The sequence below is a fragment of the Actinocatenispora rupis genome (genome assembly GCF_016861975.1).
Taxonomy (GTDB): domain Bacteria; phylum Actinomycetota; class Actinomycetes; order Mycobacteriales; family Micromonosporaceae; genus Actinocatenispora; species Actinocatenispora rupis.
Window position 1 is genome coordinate 16,020 of record NZ_BOMB01000055.1, and the last position, 19,327, is coordinate 35,346.

18 protein-coding genes are annotated in these 19,327 nt (G+C 74.8%); 8 read left to right on the plus strand and 10 right to left on the minus strand.

The genetic code is table 11. The features are described 5' to 3' along the window. Position 1 precedes the first annotated feature (1 nt). The 5 genes from Aru02nite_RS35445 to Aru02nite_RS35465 are packed head-to-tail and all read right to left on the minus strand — an operon-like array spanning position 2 to position 5,511. Complete coding sequence (locus Aru02nite_RS35445) at positions 2 to 1,345, minus strand: MFS transporter (RefSeq protein ID WP_203664921.1); 1,344 nt, start codon at positions 1,343 to 1,345, stop codon at positions 2 to 4. A gap of 11 nt (positions 1,346 to 1,356) precedes the next feature. After that, positions 1,357 to 2,856: a class I adenylate-forming enzyme family protein gene (locus Aru02nite_RS35450; RefSeq protein WP_203664922.1), complete on the minus strand. Its 1,500-nt coding sequence runs from the start codon at positions 2,854 to 2,856 to the stop codon at positions 1,357 to 1,359. Beyond that, a complete protein-coding gene (locus Aru02nite_RS35455) occupies positions 2,853 to 3,995 on the minus strand; it encodes an extracellular solute-binding protein (protein WP_203664923.1) in 1,143 nt (380 codons plus the stop codon). The genes Aru02nite_RS35450 and Aru02nite_RS35455 overlap by 4 nt, the downstream gene beginning before the upstream one ends. Positions 3,996 to 4,039: 44 nt before the next feature. After that, positions 4,040 to 5,065 (minus strand): LacI family DNA-binding transcriptional regulator, encoded by a 1,026-nt coding sequence (locus Aru02nite_RS35460; RefSeq protein WP_203664924.1) that lies wholly within the window; start codon positions 5,063 to 5,065, stop codon positions 4,040 to 4,042. Beyond that, positions 5,062 to 5,511 (minus strand): MaoC family dehydratase, encoded by a 450-nt coding sequence (locus Aru02nite_RS35465; RefSeq protein ID WP_203664925.1) that lies wholly within the window; start codon positions 5,509 to 5,511, stop codon positions 5,062 to 5,064. The genes Aru02nite_RS35460 and Aru02nite_RS35465 overlap by 4 nt, the downstream gene beginning before the upstream one ends. 186 nt (positions 5,512 to 5,697) lie before the next feature. On the opposite strand from Aru02nite_RS35465, the gene Aru02nite_RS35470 reads away from it, so the two are divergent. Then, the gene (locus Aru02nite_RS35470) at positions 5,698 to 5,916 is read left to right on the plus strand and encodes a DUF2277 domain-containing protein (RefSeq protein ID WP_203664926.1); all 219 of its coding nucleotides are present in this window, start codon (positions 5,698 to 5,700) and stop codon (positions 5,914 to 5,916) included. An 86-nt stretch (positions 5,917 to 6,002) separates the two neighbouring features. On the opposite strand, the gene Aru02nite_RS35475 is transcribed toward Aru02nite_RS35470, so the two are convergent. Further along, entirely contained in the window at positions 6,003 to 6,449 is a 447-nt protein-coding gene (locus Aru02nite_RS35475) for a MarR family winged helix-turn-helix transcriptional regulator (protein ID WP_203664927.1), read from the minus strand. A gap of 52 nt (positions 6,450 to 6,501) precedes the next feature. Here Aru02nite_RS35475 and Aru02nite_RS35480 point away from each other — a divergent pair, with 52 nt between their 5' ends. Then, complete coding sequence (locus Aru02nite_RS35480) at positions 6,502 to 7,083, plus strand: TIGR03086 family metal-binding protein (protein WP_203664928.1); 582 nt, start codon at positions 6,502 to 6,504, stop codon at positions 7,081 to 7,083. Positions 7,084 to 7,104: 21 nt separating this feature from the next. Here the strand turns inward: Aru02nite_RS35480 and Aru02nite_RS35485 are convergent, their stop codons facing one another. The 4 genes from Aru02nite_RS35485 to Aru02nite_RS35500 all read right to left on the minus strand — a co-directional run bounded on the left by Aru02nite_RS35485 (position 7,105) and on the right by Aru02nite_RS35500 (position 12,598). Then, on the minus strand, positions 7,105 to 8,721 hold the full coding sequence (locus Aru02nite_RS35485; RefSeq protein WP_203664929.1) for an L-lactate permease: 1,617 nt from the start codon (positions 8,719 to 8,721) through the stop codon (positions 7,105 to 7,107). 72 nt (positions 8,722 to 8,793) lie between these two features. Further along, on the minus strand, positions 8,794 to 9,507 hold the full coding sequence (locus Aru02nite_RS35490; protein WP_203664930.1) for a hypothetical protein: 714 nt from the start codon (positions 9,505 to 9,507) through the stop codon (positions 8,794 to 8,796). A 102-nt stretch (positions 9,508 to 9,609) separates the two neighbouring features. Continuing rightward, the gene (locus Aru02nite_RS35495) at positions 9,610 to 10,029 is read right to left on the minus strand and encodes a DUF2795 domain-containing protein (RefSeq protein ID WP_203664931.1); all 420 of its coding nucleotides are present in this window, start codon (positions 10,027 to 10,029) and stop codon (positions 9,610 to 9,612) included. Between the two features lie 34 nt (positions 10,030 to 10,063). Then, on the minus strand, positions 10,064 to 12,598 hold the full coding sequence (locus Aru02nite_RS35500; RefSeq protein ID WP_203664932.1) for an ATP-dependent Clp protease ATP-binding subunit: 2,535 nt from the start codon (positions 12,596 to 12,598) through the stop codon (positions 10,064 to 10,066). 106 nt (positions 12,599 to 12,704) lie between these two features. On the opposite strand from Aru02nite_RS35500, the gene malQ reads away from it, so the two are divergent. The 6 genes from malQ to Aru02nite_RS35530 all read left to right on the plus strand — a co-directional run bounded on the left by malQ (position 12,705) and on the right by Aru02nite_RS35530 (position 19,303). Then, complete coding sequence (gene malQ, locus Aru02nite_RS35505) at positions 12,705 to 14,591, plus strand: 4-alpha-glucanotransferase (protein ID WP_203664933.1); 1,887 nt, start codon at positions 12,705 to 12,707, stop codon at positions 14,589 to 14,591. Between the two features lie 50 nt (positions 14,592 to 14,641). Then, entirely contained in the window at positions 14,642 to 15,343 is a 702-nt protein-coding gene (locus Aru02nite_RS35510; protein ID WP_203664934.1) for a maleylpyruvate isomerase family mycothiol-dependent enzyme, read from the plus strand. Then, a complete protein-coding gene (locus Aru02nite_RS35515) occupies positions 15,344 to 15,925 on the plus strand; it encodes a nucleotidyltransferase family protein (protein ID WP_275408792.1) in 582 nt (193 codons plus the stop codon). A gap of 222 nt (positions 15,926 to 16,147) precedes the next feature. Continuing rightward, positions 16,148 to 17,044 (plus strand): AAA family ATPase, encoded by an 897-nt coding sequence (locus Aru02nite_RS35520; protein ID WP_203664935.1) that lies wholly within the window; start codon positions 16,148 to 16,150, stop codon positions 17,042 to 17,044. Beyond that, entirely contained in the window at positions 17,041 to 18,144 is a 1,104-nt protein-coding gene (locus tag Aru02nite_RS35525) for a vWA domain-containing protein (protein ID WP_239077165.1), read from the plus strand. The genes Aru02nite_RS35520 and Aru02nite_RS35525 overlap by 4 nt, the downstream gene beginning before the upstream one ends. After that, the gene (locus Aru02nite_RS35530; protein ID WP_203664936.1) at positions 18,137 to 19,303 is read left to right on the plus strand and encodes an XdhC family protein; all 1,167 of its coding nucleotides are present in this window, start codon (positions 18,137 to 18,139) and stop codon (positions 19,301 to 19,303) included. Before Aru02nite_RS35525 ends, Aru02nite_RS35530 begins: the two co-directional genes overlap by 8 nt. Positions 19,304 to 19,327: the final 24 nt, after the last annotated feature.

Genomic DNA, 19,327 nt, shown 5'->3' on the forward strand with positions numbered 1-19,327 from the left:
GTCAGTGCCCCTTCCCTTGTACCGCAACGGTATCCGCCCGCGGGACGAACTGCCGGCGGTCCCGGCCGAAGACGCCGAGCGAGATCGCCGCGAGCGCCACCACGACACCGGACACCACGAACGACAACGCCCACGAGTCGGTCGCGTCCACCACGTACCCGAGGATGATCGGGGCGATGATGCCGGCGATGTTCGCGATGAAGTGCACGAAGCCGGAGACGGCGCCGAACCGGCGGTGCGGGATGACCGGGCCGATGATGGCGAAGAACTGCGCGCCGACGATGTACAGGATGAAGACGCAGACGGCCATCAGGGTGACCGCGCCGCCGGCCGAGCGGACGATGCCGACCGGCCCGAACGCGCAGGCCACGACGAGCAGCCCGATCACGGTCGTCCACTTGCGGGAACGGAACAGCCCGACCCGGCGGCCGAGCGCGTCGGTGAACAGCCCGCCCAGGGCGAGCCCGACGAAGCCGCACAGCCACGGGATCGACCCGGTGAACGCGATCTGCGTCAGGTCCAGCCCGTGCGCCTCGTGCAGGAAGTCCGGGAACCACGTCAGGAACGTGAACAGCACCCACGTGTACCCGAAGTACGCCAGGGCGGTGGTGAGCACCAGCGGCATCTTCAGGTAGCCGAGCAGGCTGCGGTTCTCGTCGGCGCCGACGGCGGCGGCCTCGTGCGCGCCGCTGTCCGCGGCCATCTCGTCGACCTCGGCCCGCTTCACCCACGGGTGGGCTTCCGGCTTGTCCCGGACGACGACCCACCAGCCGAGCAGGAACAGCACGCCGATCGCGCCGAGGATGATGAACGGCGCCCGCCAGTTCCCGTCGAACGCCTCGATCAGCGCCACCACGATCGGCGTACCGACGGCGCCGCCGAGCGGGGTGGACGCCTGCGACAGGCCCAGCGCGGTGCCCAGTTTCCTCTGTGGGAACCAGTTCGACATGGTCTTGGCGGTCACGGACGCCTGCGGCCCCTCACCGAAGCCGAACAGGAACCGGATCACCATGAAGCTCACGAAGCCGAACCCGGCGGCGGTCAGCGCGGTGAACAGCGACCACCAGCCGACCGCCCACGCCATCACCTTCCGCGGGCCGAACCGGTCGGAGGTGGCGCCGCCGATGAAGCAGAACGGCGCGTACCCGAGGGAGAAGACCGCGGCGATCCAGCCCCACGTGCCCTTGCTGAACCCGTACTCGTGGATGATCAGCGGTGCGGCCACACCGATCGCGGCGCGGTCGGCGTAGTTGAGGCCGAGCACGAGGAAGTTCATGCTCAGCACCGCCCACCGGAACCGGAAACCTCCGGCCTTCCCGGTCGACACCGGTGTACTGACTGCCATGGGGGGACCTCCTACTCGCCGACCCGGCGCCCGTGCCGGGACCAGGCGGCCGCGCGCAGCTCGCGCCTCGCCACCTTCCCGGTACTGGCCGTCGGCAGGCTGTCGGTGAACTCGACGTGCAGCGGCTTCTTGTAGCTGGCCAGCCGGGATCGGCAGGCGGCGACGACGTCCTCGGCGGTGAGGGTCGCGCCCGGGCGCGGTACGACGACGGCGGCCACGGCCTCGCCCCACCGCTCGTGCGGCATGCCGTACACGACGACGTCGCGGACGTCGGGCAGCTCGGCGATGGCCCGCTCCACCTCCGACGGGTACACGGTGAAGCCGCCGGAGACGATGACGTCGCGCAGCCGGTCCACCAGGTACAGGTAACCGTCGTCGTCGAACCGGCCGATGTCGCCGGTGTGGAACCAGCCGTCCGCGGTGGCGGGCGGCCGCTGCCAGTAGCCGGGGAGTACGCAGGCGCCGCGCAGCAGCACCTCGCCGGTGTCCGCGTCGATCCGCACCTCGACCTCCGGTACGGGTCGGCCGGCGGACGCGAGGCGCGCGCCTCCCGCGGCGTGGTCGCGCGCGTCGAGCACGGTGACCGGCGCGAGCGCCTCGCTCAGCCCGTAGCACTGGTAGAGCACGTCGCCGAACACCGCGTACGCGCGGGCCGCGGCGGGCGCCGAGATCGCCGACCCGCCGTACGGGATAGCCCGCAGCGACGCCAGATCCGTACGTCCCGCGGCGGCGTCGGTGAGTGCCTTGAGCATCGTCGGGACGCTCGGCAGTACGGTCGCGGCGTGCTCGGCGACGGCGTCCAGCACCGCGTCCGGGTCGAACCGCCGCACCGGTACGGCCGCGCCGCCGCGCAGCGTCACCGCCGATCCGGCCGACCCGCCGAAGTGGCTCATCGGCGCCGCGTGCACCACCACGTCGCCCGGCCCCACCGGCGGCAGCGCCGCCCAGAACGCCCGCACCATCGCCACCCAGCCGCGCTGCGCGACCATCGCGCCCTTCGGCTCCCCGGTGCTGCCCGACGTGTACATCAGCGCGGCCAGGTCGTCCGGCCCCGGCTCCGGCCATTCCGGGTACTCCGCGGGCACGCCCGGACCGACCAGCTCGGCGAGCCCGCCGCCCGGCGTCACCACCCGCGTATCGGTGCCGGGATCCGTTGCGGCGCAACGGATGCGGACGGCGTCGGCGGCATCGTCCTCGCAGAGTACGACGCGGGCGCCGCAGTCGGCGGCGATGGCGGCGATCTCCCGGCCGTGCAGCCGGCTGGACAGCGCGACGCGCACCAGGCCGGTGGCGTACAGGGCGTGCTCGACGAGCAGGACCTCGGGGCGGTTGTCGAGCGCGACGACGACCCGGTCCCCCGGCCGTACCCCGGCGGCGGCCAGCCGGTGCGCGATCCGCCGCGCCGCCGCCCCCAGCTCGGCGAACGTCAGCCACCGGGCACCGTCGTACACGGCGCGGGCGGTGGCGTAGCGCTCGTGCGCGCGGCGGGTCAGCGCGGCCAGGGTGGTCATCGCCGCCACCGGTCGGTGAGCGCGGCGACGACCGCGGCGGGCGACTCGCGCCGGCGTACCAGGTCGTGGAGCAGGTCGCCGGCGTCCGCCTGGTACGCGGGGTAGCCGGTGTCGCGGGCGCGCAGGAACGACGCGTCCACTGTAGACAGTGTGTCGGCGAAGAAGCCGTGCGTCAGGCGGTTGACGGCCGGATCGGTCCAGGCGCGCCGGTGCCCCGGCTGCCCGCCGGCGCCGGCGTACCCGTCGGCCTGGAAGTCCGGCGCGACCACGGCGGCGGCGAACCGGACCGCGGCGGCGGGATCGGCGCAGCGGGCGGAGATCGCGAGCCCGACCCCGCCGAGCATCGTGCCCACCGGTACGCCGTCCGGGCCGGGCGCGTCCGCGAACCGTACGAGGTGGTCGCCGTAGCCGTCCCGGGCGTAGTTCGAGTAGCCGAACACCAGCGGCGCGTACGCCACGGGCGCGCCGGACGCCATCTCGTCGAGTACCTGGATCGGGTCCTGCGCAAGGGATCCCGGGTCCACGAGGTCGAGCAGCCGGTACAGCGCGCCGACCGCGGCGGCGGCCACGTCCGGCTCGATGCCGTCCGCCGGCCACCACGCGGGACGCCCGTCCGGCCCCGCCCCGGTACGCGCCGCGCCCGCCTCGTGGTGGCACAGCGTGAGGAAGCTGGCCCACAGGTGCGTCGGGTTCGCCGGCAGCTTCCCGACCGTACCGGCCGGCAGCGCGCGCAGCAGCTCGACCGCCTCGGCCCAGCTGCGCGGCGGCGCGTCCACCAGGTCCGGCCGGTACGCGGAGACCTGCGCCGCGGCGTCCATCGGCAGCGCCCACTGGTGCCCCTGCCAGGCGTAGCTGCGGAAGCTCGGGCCGACGCTGCCGGCGGCCTGCTCGGCGAGCACGTCGGCCGGCAGTACCTCGTCGAGGGCCAGGAACTCGCCGGACGCCGCGGCCTGCCCCATGAACGGGTGGTCCACCGCGATCAGGTCGTACCGGGCGGCCAGCTCGGCGACCGGCACGTCCTCGAACTCGCGCAGCGACCGGGCGTCCCAGTCGATCGCGGCACCGTACCGCTCGGTGGCGGCCACCAGCGGCGCGAGGCCGCGCCGGTGGTTCCAGGTCATGCCGCGCAGCGTGCTCATCCTGCCCCCTCGTGTGTTCCGGTACTCGTCCACGACGTCCGCGGTCAGGGTCTGGCCGCGGTGGAGCCGCGGACGAGCAGCTCCGGCGCCGGGTCGTCGATGACGAGGCCGTCGGCGGCGCGCGCCTGGTCGCCGTCGAGCAGCATCGACACCGCCATGTCCCCCAGCCGGTGCAGCGGCAGCCGTACGGTCGTCAGCGGCGGCGCGCCGTGCGCCACGAACCACGCGTCGTGCACGGCCACCACCGACAGGTCCGCGGGCACCCGTACGCCCGCCTCGCGGGCGGCGGCGAGCGCGCCCACGGCGACCACCACGTTCGCCACGAACACGGCGGTGGGCCGCGGCTCGGCGGCCAGCAGCCGCGTCATCCCCGCGTACCCGGCCGGCGCGTCCCACTCCAGCTCGACAGTCCACTGTGGACGCTCGGCGAGGTCGTGCGCGGCCAGCTCCGCCGCGTACCCGGCGCGACGGCGCTCGGTCAGGTCCGCCCCCGGCCGCCCACCCAGGTACGCCACGTCCCGGTGTCCCAGCTCCACCAGGTGCCGTACGGCCAGGCGCGCCGCCCGCTCGTCGTCCAGCCGCAACGCCGGTACGCCCGCCCGGCTGCGGCTGTTCACCAGCAACGTCGGCAGCCGGCCGGCGGCCCGCGCCGCCAGCTCGTCGTCGTACTCCTCGCCGCTGCCCTGCCACATCAGCCCGTCGATCCGCCCCGGCCCCAGCAGCTGCGCGAACGCGTCGTCGTTGCCGGCCAGCTGCGTCGCGTCGGACAGCAGCAGCACCTGACCGCGGTCGGTCGCGGCGGCCTGCGCACCCCGGATGATCTCCGCGTGGATCGGGTTCGACATGTCGTGCACGACCAGCCCCAGCGCACCCGCCCGCGCCAGCCGCAACGCCCGCGCCGCCCCGTGCGGCTGGTACCCCAGCTCGCGCGCCGCGGCCCGGACCCGCTCGCGCGTCTCGGGACGCGCGCGTACCGCGTCGTCGCCGGACAGGATCCGCGACACCAGCGACACCGACACCCCGGCCCGCTCCGCGACCGCGTGCAGTCCGGTCCGCCGCCCCGCCGTCACGCCGGCCGCCGGTCGACCAGGTACACGTGGGTCAGGACGAGGACGACCGCGCCGTGCTGGTTCGTCACCGTGACCTGCTCGTCGACCAGCCCGGCCGACGGCCGCTTCGGATGCTCGCGGGTGCCGGTGATCTCGGCCGCGACCCGGATCGTGTCGCCGATGTGCACCGGCCCGACGAACCGGATCCGGTCGTACCCGTAGCTCATCGAGGCGGGGTTGATGTCGCCCGCGGTCATCCCGACCGCGACGGACAGGATCAGCGTGCCGTGCGCGATCCGCTGCCCGAACGGCTGCGCCGCGCACCATTCCGCGTCGACGTGGTGCGGGAACCAGTCACCCGTCTGCCCGGCGTGCAGCACGATGTCCGACTCGGTGATCGTGCGCCCGGTGGTCTCGCGCCGCTCGCCGACGGCGATGTCCTCGAAGTACCGCGTGACGGTCCGCACCGGGCCTCCCCGTCCTCGTGCGCAAACGTTTTACCAAGCTGGTACGACGTTTTACCTGACGGCAACGCGCCTGGTCAAGAGGTCGCGGCGGCATGCCCCCGACCGTCCCCCATCGCCCGGATTGCGATTCCTCGTCCCGTCCCGTACCCCCGGGAACTGTCGGTCGTCGCGCGTACGCTCGGACGCATGTGCCGAAGCATCAAGACGCTGCGCGAGCCGTACGCGACGGACGTGACCGACGACGACGTGCGCGCCGCCGCCCTGCAGTACGTGCGGAAGATCAGCGGGTTCCGGGCGCCGGCGGCACACAACGCCGAGGCGTTCGACCGGGCCGTGGCGACGGTCGCGGCCGCCACCCAGGACCTGCTCGACCACCTTGAGGTACGCGGAGCGCGCGCCTCCTGACGGTCCACGTCCCCGGGCCCACCGCGGCCCGCCGCCGGCCGTGCCCACCGTCGGTACCCCGCGGTTGCGGCGTCCCGTGGTGGCGGTCAGGTTTCCGGGAGGAAGGTGTCGCGGGGCAGGTCCGCGAGCGTACGCAGGGCGCGCAGGAGTACGCGGCGGTCGGCGGCGGGCAGCAGGCGCAGCACCCGCTCCTCGTTGCGCTGGATGGCGGTACGCGTGGTATCGCGCAGCCGGCGCCCCTGCGGGGTGAGGGCCAGCAGGCGTACCCGGCGGTCGGCGGGGTCGGGTTCGCGGGTGAGCAGGCCGCGGCGCTGGAGCCCGTCGAGTACGGGGATGATGCGGGTCTTGTCGGCGCCGACCGCGTCGGCGAGCGCCGCCTGGGTGCGCACCGGCTCGGTGGACAGCGCGGTGAGCACGACGTACTCCCACATGGTGAGGTCGTGCGCGGCGAGGATCGGCTGTTCCGCGGCCATCAGGGACCGGCCGAGGGGCACGATCATCGCCGCGAGGTCGGGTCGGGTGGGCTCGGCCATGCCCCGGAATGTACGCCTTGACAAACCATACGCTTGAGCACATCGTAAGCACATGCATATCAATGAACTGGTGGAGCTGGACGGCCGCGCGGTCGCCGGTACCGTCGACCTCGCCCGCCGGGTACGCCCCGGCGACCTCACCCGGCCGACCCCCTGCGCGGACTGGGACCTGGGCGCGCTGCTCGCGCACATGACAGCGCAGCACCACGGGTTCGCCGCGGCGGCGGCCGGTCGGGGCGCGGATCCCGCGGCGTGGCGCGAGACGCCCACCGACGACCCCACCGCGGCGTACGTGGCGGCGGCGGAGGCGGTGGCCGCGGCGTTCGCGGCGCCGGTCGAGCGGTTCGTCCTGCCGGAGGTGACGCGGGCGGCGGACTTCCCTGCGGCGCAAGCGATCGGCTTCCACCTCGTCGACTACGTGGTACACGGCTGGGACGTCGCCACCGCGCTCGGCGTGACGTACCCGGAGCCGGACGAGGCGGTGGTCACCGCCGCGCTGCACGTGGCCCGCGCCGTACCGGACGGGGCGGCGCGGACCGTGCCGGGTGCGGCCTTCGCCCCGGCACTGCCCGCGCCGGACGGCGCCGGCGCGCTGGACACCGTCCTCACCCTGCTCGGCCGCCAGCCCCGCTGATCCCGCGCAACGGGTGAGCGGTCAGAGGCGCATGGCGGACGGGAGGAGGAAGTAGTAGAGGAGGCCGACGAGGACGAGCCAGCCGAGGATGACCAGCGTCCAGCCGAGGTTGTACCGGATGACCTCGCCCTCGTTGCGGACGAAGCGGGTGGTGGACACGCCGACGCTGGCGGTCTGCGGGGCGACCGGCTTGCCGACCTCGGCGCCGACCGAGTTGAGCGACGGGAACAGCAGCGGCGGCGCGCCGAGGATCCGCGCGACCGAGAGCTGGAACGCGCCGAACACGGCGTTCGACGAGGTGTTGCTGCCGGAGAGGGCGACGGCGATCCAGCCGAGCAGCGGCGCCACGACGATGAACCAGGGGCCGAGTTCGGCGAAACCGTGCGCCATCGAGCTGGCCATCCCGGCGAAGTTGAACACGTACGCGAGGCCGAAGACGAGCGGGCCGACGAGCAGCGCGCCCCACATCTGCCGGATCGTGTCGGCGAAGACGCGGCGGATCTGGGCCGGGCCGGGGCGCAGTACGGCGGCCACGATCAGCGCGCTGACGAGGATCGCGGTACCGGCGACGAACGGCGCGAACGACCACGCGACGCTGACCGCCTTGCCGGTCAACGAGCCGGTCGCGGACACCGACGGCGCGAACGGCACCCACTTCGGCAACGGCGACCACGGCCCGGTCCACGCCACCACGACGACCACCAGGATCCCGAACGGCAGCAGCCCGCGTACGGCGGAGCGCCAGCCCGGCCCGGTTTCGTCCACAGTGGACGATGGCAGCTCGACCCCGCCGTACCCGAGGATGTGCCTGGGGCGCCAGAACTTCAGCAGGACGAGCAGGGCGGCGAAGCACACCAGCGATCCGGTGATGTCCGGCAGGTACGGCCCGACCCACTGCGACACCGGGAACTGGCCGGCGATGTACCCGAGGGAGCCGACGACGGCGAGCGGCCAGCCGCCGCGCAGCCCGCGCCGTCCCGACACCAGGTAGATGAGGATCCAGGGCGGGAGCAGGGCGAGTACGGCGACGATCTTGCCGATGGAGGCGGACAGGTCGAGCAGCGGCAGGCCGGTGACGGCGGCGAGACCGATGACCGGCGCGCCGAGAGCCCCGTACGAGACGGGTGCGTTGTTGGCGATCGCGGCGACCCGGATCGCGGCCAGGTCCGCGACGCCCAGCGTCACCAGGATCGGCGCCACCACCGCCCACGGGTACCCGAAGCCGACGAGTCCCTCCATCAGCGCGCCGAACGCCCACGCCAGCAGGATCGTCTGGACCCGGATGTCGTCGGTCGCCCGCCGTACCAGCCAGCTCGTGAACGACTGGAACGCGCCGGTGACCCGCATCGTGTTGTAGATGATCACGCCCCAGAACACGATCCAGTCGACCGACCAGATCCCGGTGGCCGCACCGAGACCGTACGCGGCGAGGGTGTGGCCGACGGGCGCGTGCCAGATCAGGACGCCCATCAGTACCGTCACGCCGGAGCCGACGAGAACGGCCTGCCAGGCCGACAGCTTCACCGCCGCCAGCAGTACCAGCAGCACCGCCACCGGTACGAGGGCGAGCAGGGTACTGCCGAGCGTGCCGCCGACCGGCGTCAGGGACTGCTCGAAGGGTTGCGCGAGACCGGGCATGGGGGACCTCCCACGAAACGCGGCGAATGCGCGAAGGAGATCATCATCCACCCGAAACGGACTCGGCGAAAGTCACGGCTCCAGACGCCAGTAACCGTACGGGTTGTACGACAGGTCGTCCGGCTCGAACCGCGTGCACCCGGTACGCCGCAGCACCCAGCGCGGCGCGTCCGGCGCCAGCCGGAACCCCTCGCCGTCCGCCATCGGCTCGTCGTCCACCACCTGGTACGCCACGAGCGCGTGCATCAGCTCCACCCACTCCGGCACCCGCGTCCGGTCGCCGTCGTGCGCCAGCTCCACGTCCGGCCGGCCCAGCAGGTGCATTCCCGTGCTGTACAACAGATTCCCGGAACGGATCGGCAGCCGGACGAACGCGCCCGCGGTGTCCCCGTCGGCGGCCAGCGCCAGCCATCGCTCCCGGCCGTGCGCGACCAGGCTGCTCTCGTGCTTCACCGCGACCGCGCCGGCCCGCAGTACGTCCGCCACCAGCGCCAGCGCCCGCCGGGCCACCGCATCCTCCGTACCGGGCGGTAGGAAGCGCGGCCCCACCAGGTATCCGACCGACCCGTGCGCGGCCACCGCGTCCCGGTCGTCCTCGCCGAACGTCGCGTCCGCACACGCCCGGAACGCCGCCGGCATCGCCTCGTCCGGCGCGTCCGACGAGTACTCCCGGTCGAGGCGGAAGCCGGCGTCCGCGCCGAGCGCCCCGATCGTGCCGAGGTCGGGGCCGGCGCCGAGGACGCAGAGCACGTGCTGCGCGCCGTACAGGGGTTCGTCGTCGGACATCCCGGCAGGGTAGTGACCGCACGCCAATTGGTGCCCCACCGCCACCCGGCGCGCGCCACCGCCACCCGGCGCGCGCCACCGCCACCCGCCGACCACCGCCGGTCAGAAGCGGCGGCTGTCGTCCTCGGTGCCGTGGCCGAGGGCCGACCACAGTTCGGTGACGGTGTGGAAGGTCCGGTCGCCGGGCAGCGCGCGCAGCCGCGCGACCAGCTCATCCGGCGCGCGGTGGCGTACGGCGGCGTCGGCGAGCCGGCCCGCGTCGGCCGGGAACTCGCCGGGTGACAGCAGCCGCGCCAGGTCGCTGCGGCCGGCGACGTCCGCGGCGTCCATGCCCGGTGGCGTACCGCCGACGCCCTCGGCCTCGGGCATCGCCTCGGGTTCCGGCTGGTCGGGGCCGGCCGATCCCTCGGGTTCGCGCCAGTCCTCGGCGCGCGAGCTGTGCCCGCCCTGCACGTACTCCCGGTCGGTGCGGGCGAGTTCGTCGTCCCGCCAGTCCGCGTGCTTGCTGTTGCCTGGTTCCATGCCCGCCCCCTACCCCGCCGTACGCCGGCGAAACTCAGACACCGGCCGGACTCTCGGCGCGGAACGTCAGGTGCCCGTCGGCCGCGTCGACCACGGCGCGCTGCCCCTCGGACAGTTCGCCGGAGAGCAGCATCGAGGACAGCCGGTTCTCCACCTCGCGCTGGATGGTGCGGCGCAGCGGCCGCGCACCGAACTGCGGGTCGTACCCCTTGTCGGTGAGCCAGTCGACGGCGGCCGGCGTGACCGTCAGCTCGACGTCCTGCCCGTGTACCCGGCGGGCGGTGCGCGCGAGCAGCATGTCCGTGATGCGGCGCAACTGGTCGCGGCCGAGCGCGCGGAACACGATGATCTCGTCGATCCGGTTCAGGAACTCGGGCGGGAACGCCTCGCGCAGCCGCCGCATCAGCCGGTCCCGCAACTCCGGGTCGACGTCGCCGGCACCGTCGCCGTCCCGCCCACCGGTACTGAAGCCGAGCGACGCGCCCTGCCCGGAGATCAGGTCCGAGCCGAGGTTGCTCGTCATGATCAGTACGGTGTTGGTGAAGTCGACGGTACGGCCCTGCCCGTCGGTGAGCCGCCCGTCGTCGAGCACCTGGAGCAGGGTCTTGATGACGTCCGGGTGCGCCTTCTCCAGCTCGTCCACCAGGACCACCGAGTACGGGTGGCGGCGGACGGGTTCGGTGAGCTGGCCGGCCTCCTCGTACCCGACGTACCCGGGCGGGGCGCCGACGAGGCGGGACACCGTGTGCCGCTCCGAGTACTCGCTCATGTCGAGGCGGATCATCCGGTCCTCGTCGCCGAACAGCGCCTCGGCGAGGGCCCGCGCCAGTTCGGTCTTGCCGACACCGGTGGGGCCGAGGAACAGGAAGCTGCCGACCGGGCGGTTCTCGTCGGACAGCCCGGACCGCGACCGGCGTACGGCCTCGGCGACGGCGCTCACCGCGTCGTCCTGCCCGACGACGCGCTCGTGCAGCCGGTCCTCCAGCTTGAGCAGCCGGTCCCGTTCCTCCTGGGTCAGCTCCGCCACCGGTACGCCGGTCGCGCGGGACACCACCTCGGCGATGTCGGCGACCGTCACCTCCGGTACGTCCGCGCCGCCGCCCGGTGTCTCGTCGAGCCGCCGTTCCAGCGTGGAGATCTCGTCGCGCAGCGCGCTGGCCCGCTCGTACTCCTCGCCCGCGACGGCCTGGTCCTTGTCCCGGCGCAGCTCCTCGATCCGGTCGGACAGCTCGCGGGCGGTGTCGTCGGGCGCGAGCGCGCGCAGCCGTACCCGGGCGCCGGCCTGGTCCATCAGGTCGATCGCCTTGTCCGGCAGGAACCGCTCCGTCAGGTACCGGTCGGACAGCTCGGCGGCGGCGACGAGGCTCTCGTCGGTGTACCGCACCTGGTGGTGCGCCTCGTACCGGTCGCGCAGGCCGCGCAGGATCCCGATCGTGTCGTCCACGCTCGGCTCCGGTACGAGCACCGGCTGGAAGCGCCGGGCCAGCGCCGCGTCCTTCTCGATGTACCGCCGGTACTCGTCGAGCGTGGTGGCGCCGACGACGTGCAGTTCGCCGCGGGCCAGGGCGGGCTTGAGCATGTTGCCCGCGTCCATGCCGCCGCCCTCGCCGCCCCCGCCGGCGCCGACCATGGTGTGCAGCTCGTCGATGAACACGATGAGCTCGTCGCCGTGCGCCCGGATCTCGTCGATGACCTTCTTGAGCCGTTCCTCGAAGTCGCCCCGGTACCGGGTGCCGGCGACGAGACCGGACAGGTCGAGCTGGAGTACGCGGCGGCCGGCGAGCACCTTCGGTACGTCGCCGTCGACGATCCGCTGCGCCAGGCCCTCGACGATCGCGGTCTTGCCGACGCCGGCCTCGCCGATCAGGACCGGATTGTTCTTGGTACGGCGGGACAGCACCTCGACCGTCTGCTCGATCTCGCTGGTACGACCCACGACGGGGTCGACGCGGCCGTCCCGGGCGTCCGCCGTCAGGTCCCGCCCGAACTGGTCCAGCGTCGGTGTGTTGCTCTCCCGTGCCGGTTCGGCCGGTGTACCGCCGCCGCCCTGCGCGCCCGCGGCGAGTTCGGCGGGGCCGAGCCGCAGCGACCGCAGCAGCCGCCCGGCCTCCGACTCCGGGTTGGCGTCCAGCGCCAGCAGTACGTGCTCCGGCCCGATGTACGTGGCGCCCATCCCCCGCGCGATCTGGTGCGAGTCGAGGAACGCCCGCTTCGCGGCCGGGGTCAGCCTCGCCGGACCCTCCTGCGGCTCGCCGGTGTCGACCGCGGCGGCGATCCGGTCCGCCAGCCCGTCCGGGTCGGCGCCCGCCTTCGCCAGCATCTGCCGGGTGTGTTCCTGCTTCGTCGCCGCCCACAGCAGGTGGTACGTGTCCAGTTCCCGGTCGCCCCACTCGCCGGCCTGCCGTGCCGCGGCGGCGACCATCTCCCGGGCCTCGCCGCTCATCAACCGGCCGATGTCGACCCGCCGGGCCGGCTGGCGCAGCGACGCGCCGCCGAGAAACCGGGCGAGAAGCTCGTTCAGGGGATCCGGGCCGAGATCGCCCGGCCCGAGGTAGCTGTTCGTCGACACGATGTGCCCCTCCGGAGTAGGCGTCGTGTCCGACGGTAGTCACCGGACCGCGGCACCGGAGCCGTTCCGCCAACCTGTACCCGGTGCCGCTGCGACACTTCCGTACATGGACGACGCGCTCGCCGAACTGGCCGACGCGGCCGGGGTCGCCACCGCGTACCGGGACGGGGCGGGGCGGCGGGTCGACGTGTCGCCGGACGTCGTCGTGGCGGTACTCGGCCAGCTCGACCTCGACGCCGGCACCCCTGCCGCGGTACGCCGGTCCCTCGCCGAGGTACGCGCCCGGCGCCGCCGTACGGTCGCGGTGCCCGCGGGCGAGGAGTACCCGGTGCCGGACGGGACGCTGCGGGCGGAGGACGGCGGCGAACGGCGGGTGACCGGCGCGCTGCCCGCGACGACCCCGCCGGGCTGGTACACGCTGGCGCACCGGGGCGGCGAGACCACCGTGCTCGTGACGCCCGACGCGTTGCCGCCGGTACCGGACGTCTGGGGCCTCGCGGTGCAGGCGTACGCGCTGCACTCGGCCGGATCGTGGGGCATGGGCGACTACGCCGACCTGCGCGAGGTCGTCGCGTACGGGGCGGAGCTGGGCGCGGGGGCGCTGCTGTGCAACCCGCTGTGCGCCCCGGACCTGGTGCCACCCGTGCCCGCCTCGCCGTACTCCCCGACCAGCCGCCGCTTCGCGAACCCGCTGTACCTGCGCGTCACCGAGACCCCGGAGTACCGGCGGGCGGACGAGGCGACCCGGGCGAAGGTGGACGCGCTGCGGCCGGACACCGGCGAGCTGATCGACTACGACGCGGTGTGGGCGGCGAAGCGGGCCGCGCTGGAACTGCTGTGGCCGCTCGCGCCGCGCGGGCCGGTACCCGAACCGGCGCTGGCCGGGTACGCGACGTTCTGCGCGCTGGCCGACCGGCACGGCGCGGACCACCGCCGCTGGCCGGCACCGCTGCGCCGGCCCGGACCGGCCGCCACCGCCGCGGCCGGGCCCGACCGGGTCGGCTTCCACGCCTGGCTCCAGCACCGCTGCGCCGACCAGCTCGCCGCGGTACGCGAGGCCGCCGCGCCGATGCCCGTCGGGCTGCTGTCCGACCTGCCGGTCGGGGTCGCGGCCGGCGGCGCCGACGCGTGGGCGTACCAGGACGTGCTGGCGGGCGCGGTGTCGGTGGGCGCGCCGCCGGACGCGTTCAGTACCGCGGGGCAGGACTGGGGGTTGCCGCCGTGGCGGCCGGACCGGCTCGACGCCACCGGGTACGCGGCGTACCGGGAGACGTTGGCGGCGGCGTGCGCGCTGGGCGGCGGGCTGCGGGTGGACCACGTGGCCGGGCTGTTCCGGTTGTGGTGGATCCCGCCGGGCGCCCCCGCCACCGACGGTACGTACGTCCGGTACGACGCGGACGTGCTGCTCGGCGCGCTGACGCTGGCCGCCCACCGGTACCGGGTGGCGGTGGTCGGCGAGGACCTCGGCACCGTCGAACCCGAGGTGACGGAGGCGCTGCGACAGCGGCACATGCTCGGCTGCGAGGTGCTGTGGTTCGCCCGGGACGACGCCGGCTCGCTGCTGCCGACCACCGCGTGGCCGCGCGACGCGGTCGCCAGCATCAGTACGCACGACCTGCCCACCGCGGCGGGTTTCCTCACCGGCGACGCCACCCGGGTACGCGCCCGGCTCGGGCTGGTGTCCCCCGACGAGGCCGCCCGTACCGAGGCGGAACGCGACGAGCTGCTCACCGTACTGCGGGCCGAACGGCTGCTGTCGGTCGGCGGCGAGACGTCCGAGGCGATCGTGGCGTTGCATGCGCTGCTGGCCCGTACGCCGTGCCGGATCCGGCTGGCCGCGCTCACCGACGTCCTCGGCGAGACCCGGGCACCGAACCTGCCGGGCACGACCACCGGGTACCCGAACTGGCGGATCCCGCTGCCGCTGTCGGTGGCCGAGCTGCGCGCCGACACTCGGTTGCCGAGGATCGCCGCGTTGCTGCGGACCCGGTGACGCCGGGGTAGCTTGCGGCTGGGGGCCGCCGACCACGGGAGGTGGGAACGATGGCGGGCACGGTGTCCGACCTCGACCCGTTCGCACTGTTCGACACGGAGGCGTCCCGGCTCGACGGGTACTTCGCCCGGCTGTCCGGCCCGGACTGGGACCGGCCGAGCCGGTGCACGGGCTGGTCGGTACGGGACGTTCTGGCGCACCTGGCCGGCGAGGAGATGTACAACCACGCCTGCCTGGACGACGACGTCGCCGGGCTCATGCGCCGGATGGAGGAGGCCGGGCTGACCGATCTGGACGGCTTCAACCAGTGGTGCGTCGACGAGCGGCGCGGGCTGCCCGTCGAGGACGTCCTCGCCGAGTGGCGCACCGCGGACGCGCGTACCCGGGCCGGGATGCGGGCGCGCGGCCGGGACGCGACGCTGCCGACCATGGCCGGGCCGTACCCGGTGGGGTTGCAGACGCTGCACTACGCGGCGGAGTTCGCGACGCACGCCGACGACGTCGGGTACCGGCCGCCGCCGGCGGAGGAGCCGGACCGTACGGCGTGGCGCGCGGTGTTCGGCGCGTACGCGCTGTCCGAGCAGGACCGGCCGGTACGGGTGACCGAGTCGGACGGCCGGTGGCACGTCGAGGCGGACGGGGTGTCGGCGCAGCTGTCGCCGGCGGAGTTCGTGGAGGCGACGGTGGACCGGCTGCCCGCCGACCACCCGCTGCCGCCGGCGCTGCGCAGCGCCCTGTCCTGCCTGGCCTGAGTGTCCACAGTGGACGGTCCGGCGACCGGCACGGTGGCCGGGCTGGTGCTCGCGGCCGGGGCCGGCCGGCGGTACGGGATGCCCAAGGCGCTGGTACCGCTGGATGGCGCGCTGCTGGTGGAGCGCGCCGTCCGGACGCTGACCGCCGGCGGCTGCGACCCGGTCACCGTGGTCCTCGGTGCCGCCGCCGACGACGTACTCACCCGCGCCGAGCTGGGCGCCGCCCGCCCCGTCGTCAACCCGGACTGGCCGACCGGCATGGGCTCCTCGCTGCGCGCCGGGCTCGCCGCCCTGCCCGGTACCGCGGTCGCCGCCGTCGTCCTGCTCGTCGACACGCCCGGCGTCACCGCCGAGGCCGTCACCCGGCTGCACGGGTACGCCTCGGTCGACGCGCTGGCGATGGCGCGCTACGCCGACCACCGCGGCCACCCCGTACTGCTCGGTCGCGGACACTGGGCCGGGATCGCCGAACTCGCGGTCGGCGACACCGGCGCCCGGCCGTACCTGGCGCGGCATCCGGTCACCGAGGTCGACTGCACCGACCTCGCCGACGACACCGACCTCGACGTACCCGAGGGCTAGGCGGCGCCGTGGATCTGGGCGACGCTCGGGGCTGGGCGATTCTCCGGGCTGGGCGGTCCTCCGGGCCGGGCGGTCCGCAAGGCTGAGCGGCAACCCGGGGCTGGGCGGCGACTGGGCCGGGCGGCGGCTGGGCTGGGCGGCGACCGGTTCGTCCGCAGACGTGCCCGGCGGTACGCGAGTGTTCGGTGGGCGGTGGAGCGCGGCGGCGCGCATAGTGGGGCGATGGGGTCGGCGTTCCCGGTGCCGGAGTCGCCCGCCGCGCTCGCGGCGGCGCTGGCGCGCACCGGATACCTGGCCGACGACGGGCTCGCCACGGCCGGATACCTGGCGATCCGGTTGGGCCGGCCGGTGTTCCTGGAGGGTGACGCCGGGGTCGGCAAGACGTCGTTCGCGACGGCGCTGGCCGAGGCGACCGGGGCGACCCCGATCCGGCTCCAGTGCTACGAGGGCCTGTCCGCCGCGCAGGCCCTGTACGACTGGGACTTCCCGCGGCAGCTGCTGCACCTGCGCGCCGTCCAGGCGGCCGGCCGGGACGCCGACCCGGCCACACTGGAGGCCGAGCTGTACGACCGGCGGTTCCTGATCGCCCGGCCGCTGCTCGCCGCGCTGACCACCAGCCCGTGCGTACTGCTGGTGGACGAGGTGGACCGGGCCGACGACGAGTTCGAGGCGTACCTGCTGGAGATGTTGTCCGACGCCGCGGTCACCGTGCCTGAACTGGGCCGGATCGCCGCCGAGTACCCGCCGGTCACCGTGCTCACCTCGAACCGCACCCGCGAGGTGCACGACGCGCTCAAGCGCCGCTGCCTGTACCACTGGCTGGACCATCCGGACACCGAACAGGAGATCGCCATCGTGCGGTCCCGGTTGCCCGCGGTCAGCGCCCGGCTGGCCGGGCAGGTGGCCGCCGCGACCGCCCGGATGCGCGCCCTGGACCTGCTGAAACCGCCGGGCGTGGCGGAGGCGATCGACTGGGCCGCCGCGCTCGTCGCCCTCGGCGCCACCGACCTGGCCCCGGCGCTGGCCGACGCCACCCTCGGCGCCGTCCTCAAGTACCGGGAGGACACCGAGCGGGTACGCGCCGCCGCGGTGCTCGACGCCGCCGGGGACGCGCCGTGACCGCCGACGGTACGGCGGTGCTGGTGGGGTTCGCGCGGTCGGCACGGGCGGCGGGACTGCCGGCGGAGGCGCAGCGGGTGCAGGCGATGCTCGCGGCCGCCGACGCGCTCGGCCCCACCGACCCCCGCGCCCTGTACTGGGCGGGCCGCCTCACGCTGTGCGCCGAGCCCGACGACCTGCCCCGCTACGACTCCGCGTTCACCGCGTACTTCGGGGACCGGGCACCGCGGCCGGCGCCGGCGCGCACCGGAGTACCGCGGCGACCGTCGGTGGGGTTCGGTGACGACGGGGCGGGCGGCGAGGGCGACGGGACCACGACGGTCACCGTACGGGCGTCGGCGAGTGCCACGGAAACGTTGCGGCACCGGGATGTCAGCGAGCTGACCGACGCCGAACGCGCCGAGGTGCGCCGGCTGATCGCCCTGCTGTCCCCGGCGACCGCGCCGCGCCGGTCCCGCCGGTACCGGTCGGCGCCGCGCGGCGAGATGGACCCGGCCGGCACCGTACGGGAGATGCTGCGCGCGGGCGGGGAACCGCTGCGGCTGCCGCGCCGCGACCACCGGGTACGGCCGCGGCGGCTGGTGCTGCTGGTCGACGTGTCCGGCTCGATGGCCCCGTACGCGGACGCGCTGCTGCGGTTCGCGCACGCCGCCGTACGCCGGCGCCCCCGCGGTACGGAGGTGTTCACGGTCGGGACCCGGCTGACCCGCATCACCCGGCCGCTGCGGGCCCGCGACCCGGACGTGGCGCTCGCGCACGCCGGGCGCGCGATCCCGGACTGGCGCGGCGGTACCCGGCTGGGCGAGACGCTGCGCGCGTTCCTGGACCGGTGGGGGCAGCGCGGCACCGCACGGCAGGCCGTCGTCGTGCTCGCCAGCGACGGGTGGGAACGCGGCGACCCGGCGCTGCTGGCCGGGCAGATGGCCCGGCTGTCGCGCCTGGCGTACCGGGTGGTGTGGGTGAACCCGCACGCCGGGCGCCCCGGGTACGAGCCGTTGACGGGTGGGATGGTCGCGGCGCTGCCGTACGTGGACGCGTTCGTGGCCGGGCACAGCCTGGCCGCGCTGACCGAACTGGTCGGGGTGATCGGCGATGGATGAGGTGCTGACCGCACTGCGGAAACGGTGGGACGCTAGCGAACCGGCCGGGTTGGCGACCGTCGTCGCCACCTGGCACAGCGCGCCGCGGCAGCCGGGCGCGGCGATGCTCGTCGCCGCCGACGGTACGGTGACCGGCTCGGTGTCGGGCGGCTGCGTCGAGGGCGACCTGTACGAGGTGGCCGGCGAGGTGCGGGACACCGGAACCCCGCTGCTGCGCCGGTACGGGGTGTCCGACGACGAGGCGTTCGCGGTCGGGCTGACCTGCGGCGGCATCCTCGACGTGTACGTCGAGCGGGTCGACACCGCGACGTACCCGGAGCTGGCCGAGGTGACGGACGCGGTCGCGGCCGGGCAGCCGGTCGCGGTCTGCACGGTCGTCGCGGACCGGTGCGCCGGCGCGGCGCTGCCGGTCGACCGGGCCGGTGCCGCCACCGCGGTCGCCGCGGGCCGGGTCGGCCGCCGCCTCGTCGTCCACCCCGCCGCCGGGCGTACCGGCACGTTGGGGTCGGCGCGGCTGGACGACGCGGTCACCGACGACGCGCGCGGACTGCTCGCCGCCGGGCGTACCGCGACCCTGGCGTACGGGCACGACGGGGAGCGGCGGGGCGACGACCTCGCCGTGTTCGTCGCCGCGTACGCGCCGCGGCCCCGGATGATCGTGTTCGGGGCGATCGACTTCGCCGCCGCCGTCGCGCGTGCCGGCAGCTTCCTCGGGTACCGGGTGACGGTCTGCGACGCGCGTCCCGTGTTCGCCACCCGCGCCCGGTTCCCGGAGGCCGACGAGGTCGTCGTCGACTGGCCGCACCGGTACCTGGCGGGCGAGGCGGACGCCGACCGGCTGGACGCCCGGACCGTGGTGTGCGTGCTGACCCACGACCCCAAGTTCGACGTCCCGGTACTGACGGTCGCGCTGCGCCTGCCGCTGGCGTACGTGGGGGCGATGGGGTCCAGGCGTACCCACGACGACCGGCTGGCCCGGCTGCGCGAGGTCGGCGTCACCGACGACGAGCTGGCCCGCCTGGCGTCCCCGATCGGCCTCGACATCGGCGCCCGTACGCCGGAGGAGACCGCGGTCAGCGTCGCCGCCGAGATCGTCTCCCGGCGCTGGCACGGCACCGGCACCCCGCTCTCGGCCACCGCCGGCCGCATCCACCACTGATCCGGTACCTCCGGCGGAGGCCGG

What these genes read in the sequence shown, in the direction of transcription:
- Aru02nite_RS35445 (WP_203664921.1), bottom strand. Translation starts at nt 1,345, where the DNA reads ATGGCAGTCAGTACACCGGTGTCGACCGGGAAGGCCGGAGGTTTCCGG.
- Aru02nite_RS35450 (WP_203664922.1), bottom strand. Translation starts at nt 2,856, where the DNA reads ATGACCACCCTGGCCGCGCTGACCCGCCGCGCGCACGAGCGCTACGCC.
- Aru02nite_RS35455 (WP_203664923.1), bottom strand. Translation starts at nt 3,995, where the DNA reads ATGAGCACGCTGCGCGGCATGACCTGGAACCACCGGCGCGGCCTCGCG.
- Aru02nite_RS35470 (WP_203664926.1), top strand. Translation starts at nt 5,698, where the DNA reads ATGTGCCGAAGCATCAAGACGCTGCGCGAGCCGTACGCGACGGACGTG.
- Aru02nite_RS35475 (WP_203664927.1), bottom strand. Translation starts at nt 6,449, where the DNA reads ATGGCCGAGCCCACCCGACCCGACCTCGCGGCGATGATCGTGCCCCTC.
- Aru02nite_RS35480 (WP_203664928.1), top strand. Translation starts at nt 6,502, where the DNA reads ATGCATATCAATGAACTGGTGGAGCTGGACGGCCGCGCGGTCGCCGGT.
- Aru02nite_RS35485 (WP_203664929.1), bottom strand. Translation starts at nt 8,721, where the DNA reads ATGCCCGGTCTCGCGCAACCCTTCGAGCAGTCCCTGACGCCGGTCGGC.
- Aru02nite_RS35490 (WP_203664930.1), bottom strand. Translation starts at nt 9,507, where the DNA reads ATGTCCGACGACGAACCCCTGTACGGCGCGCAGCACGTGCTCTGCGTC.
- Aru02nite_RS35495 (WP_203664931.1), bottom strand. Translation starts at nt 10,029, where the DNA reads ATGGAACCAGGCAACAGCAAGCACGCGGACTGGCGGGACGACGAACTC.
- malQ (WP_203664933.1), top strand. Translation starts at nt 12,705, where the DNA reads ATGGACGACGCGCTCGCCGAACTGGCCGACGCGGCCGGGGTCGCCACC.
- Aru02nite_RS35510 (WP_203664934.1), top strand. Translation starts at nt 14,642, where the DNA reads ATGGCGGGCACGGTGTCCGACCTCGACCCGTTCGCACTGTTCGACACG.
- Aru02nite_RS35520 (WP_203664935.1), top strand. Translation starts at nt 16,148, where the DNA reads ATGGGGTCGGCGTTCCCGGTGCCGGAGTCGCCCGCCGCGCTCGCGGCG.
- Aru02nite_RS35530 (WP_203664936.1), top strand. Translation starts at nt 18,137, where the DNA reads ATGGATGAGGTGCTGACCGCACTGCGGAAACGGTGGGACGCTAGCGAA.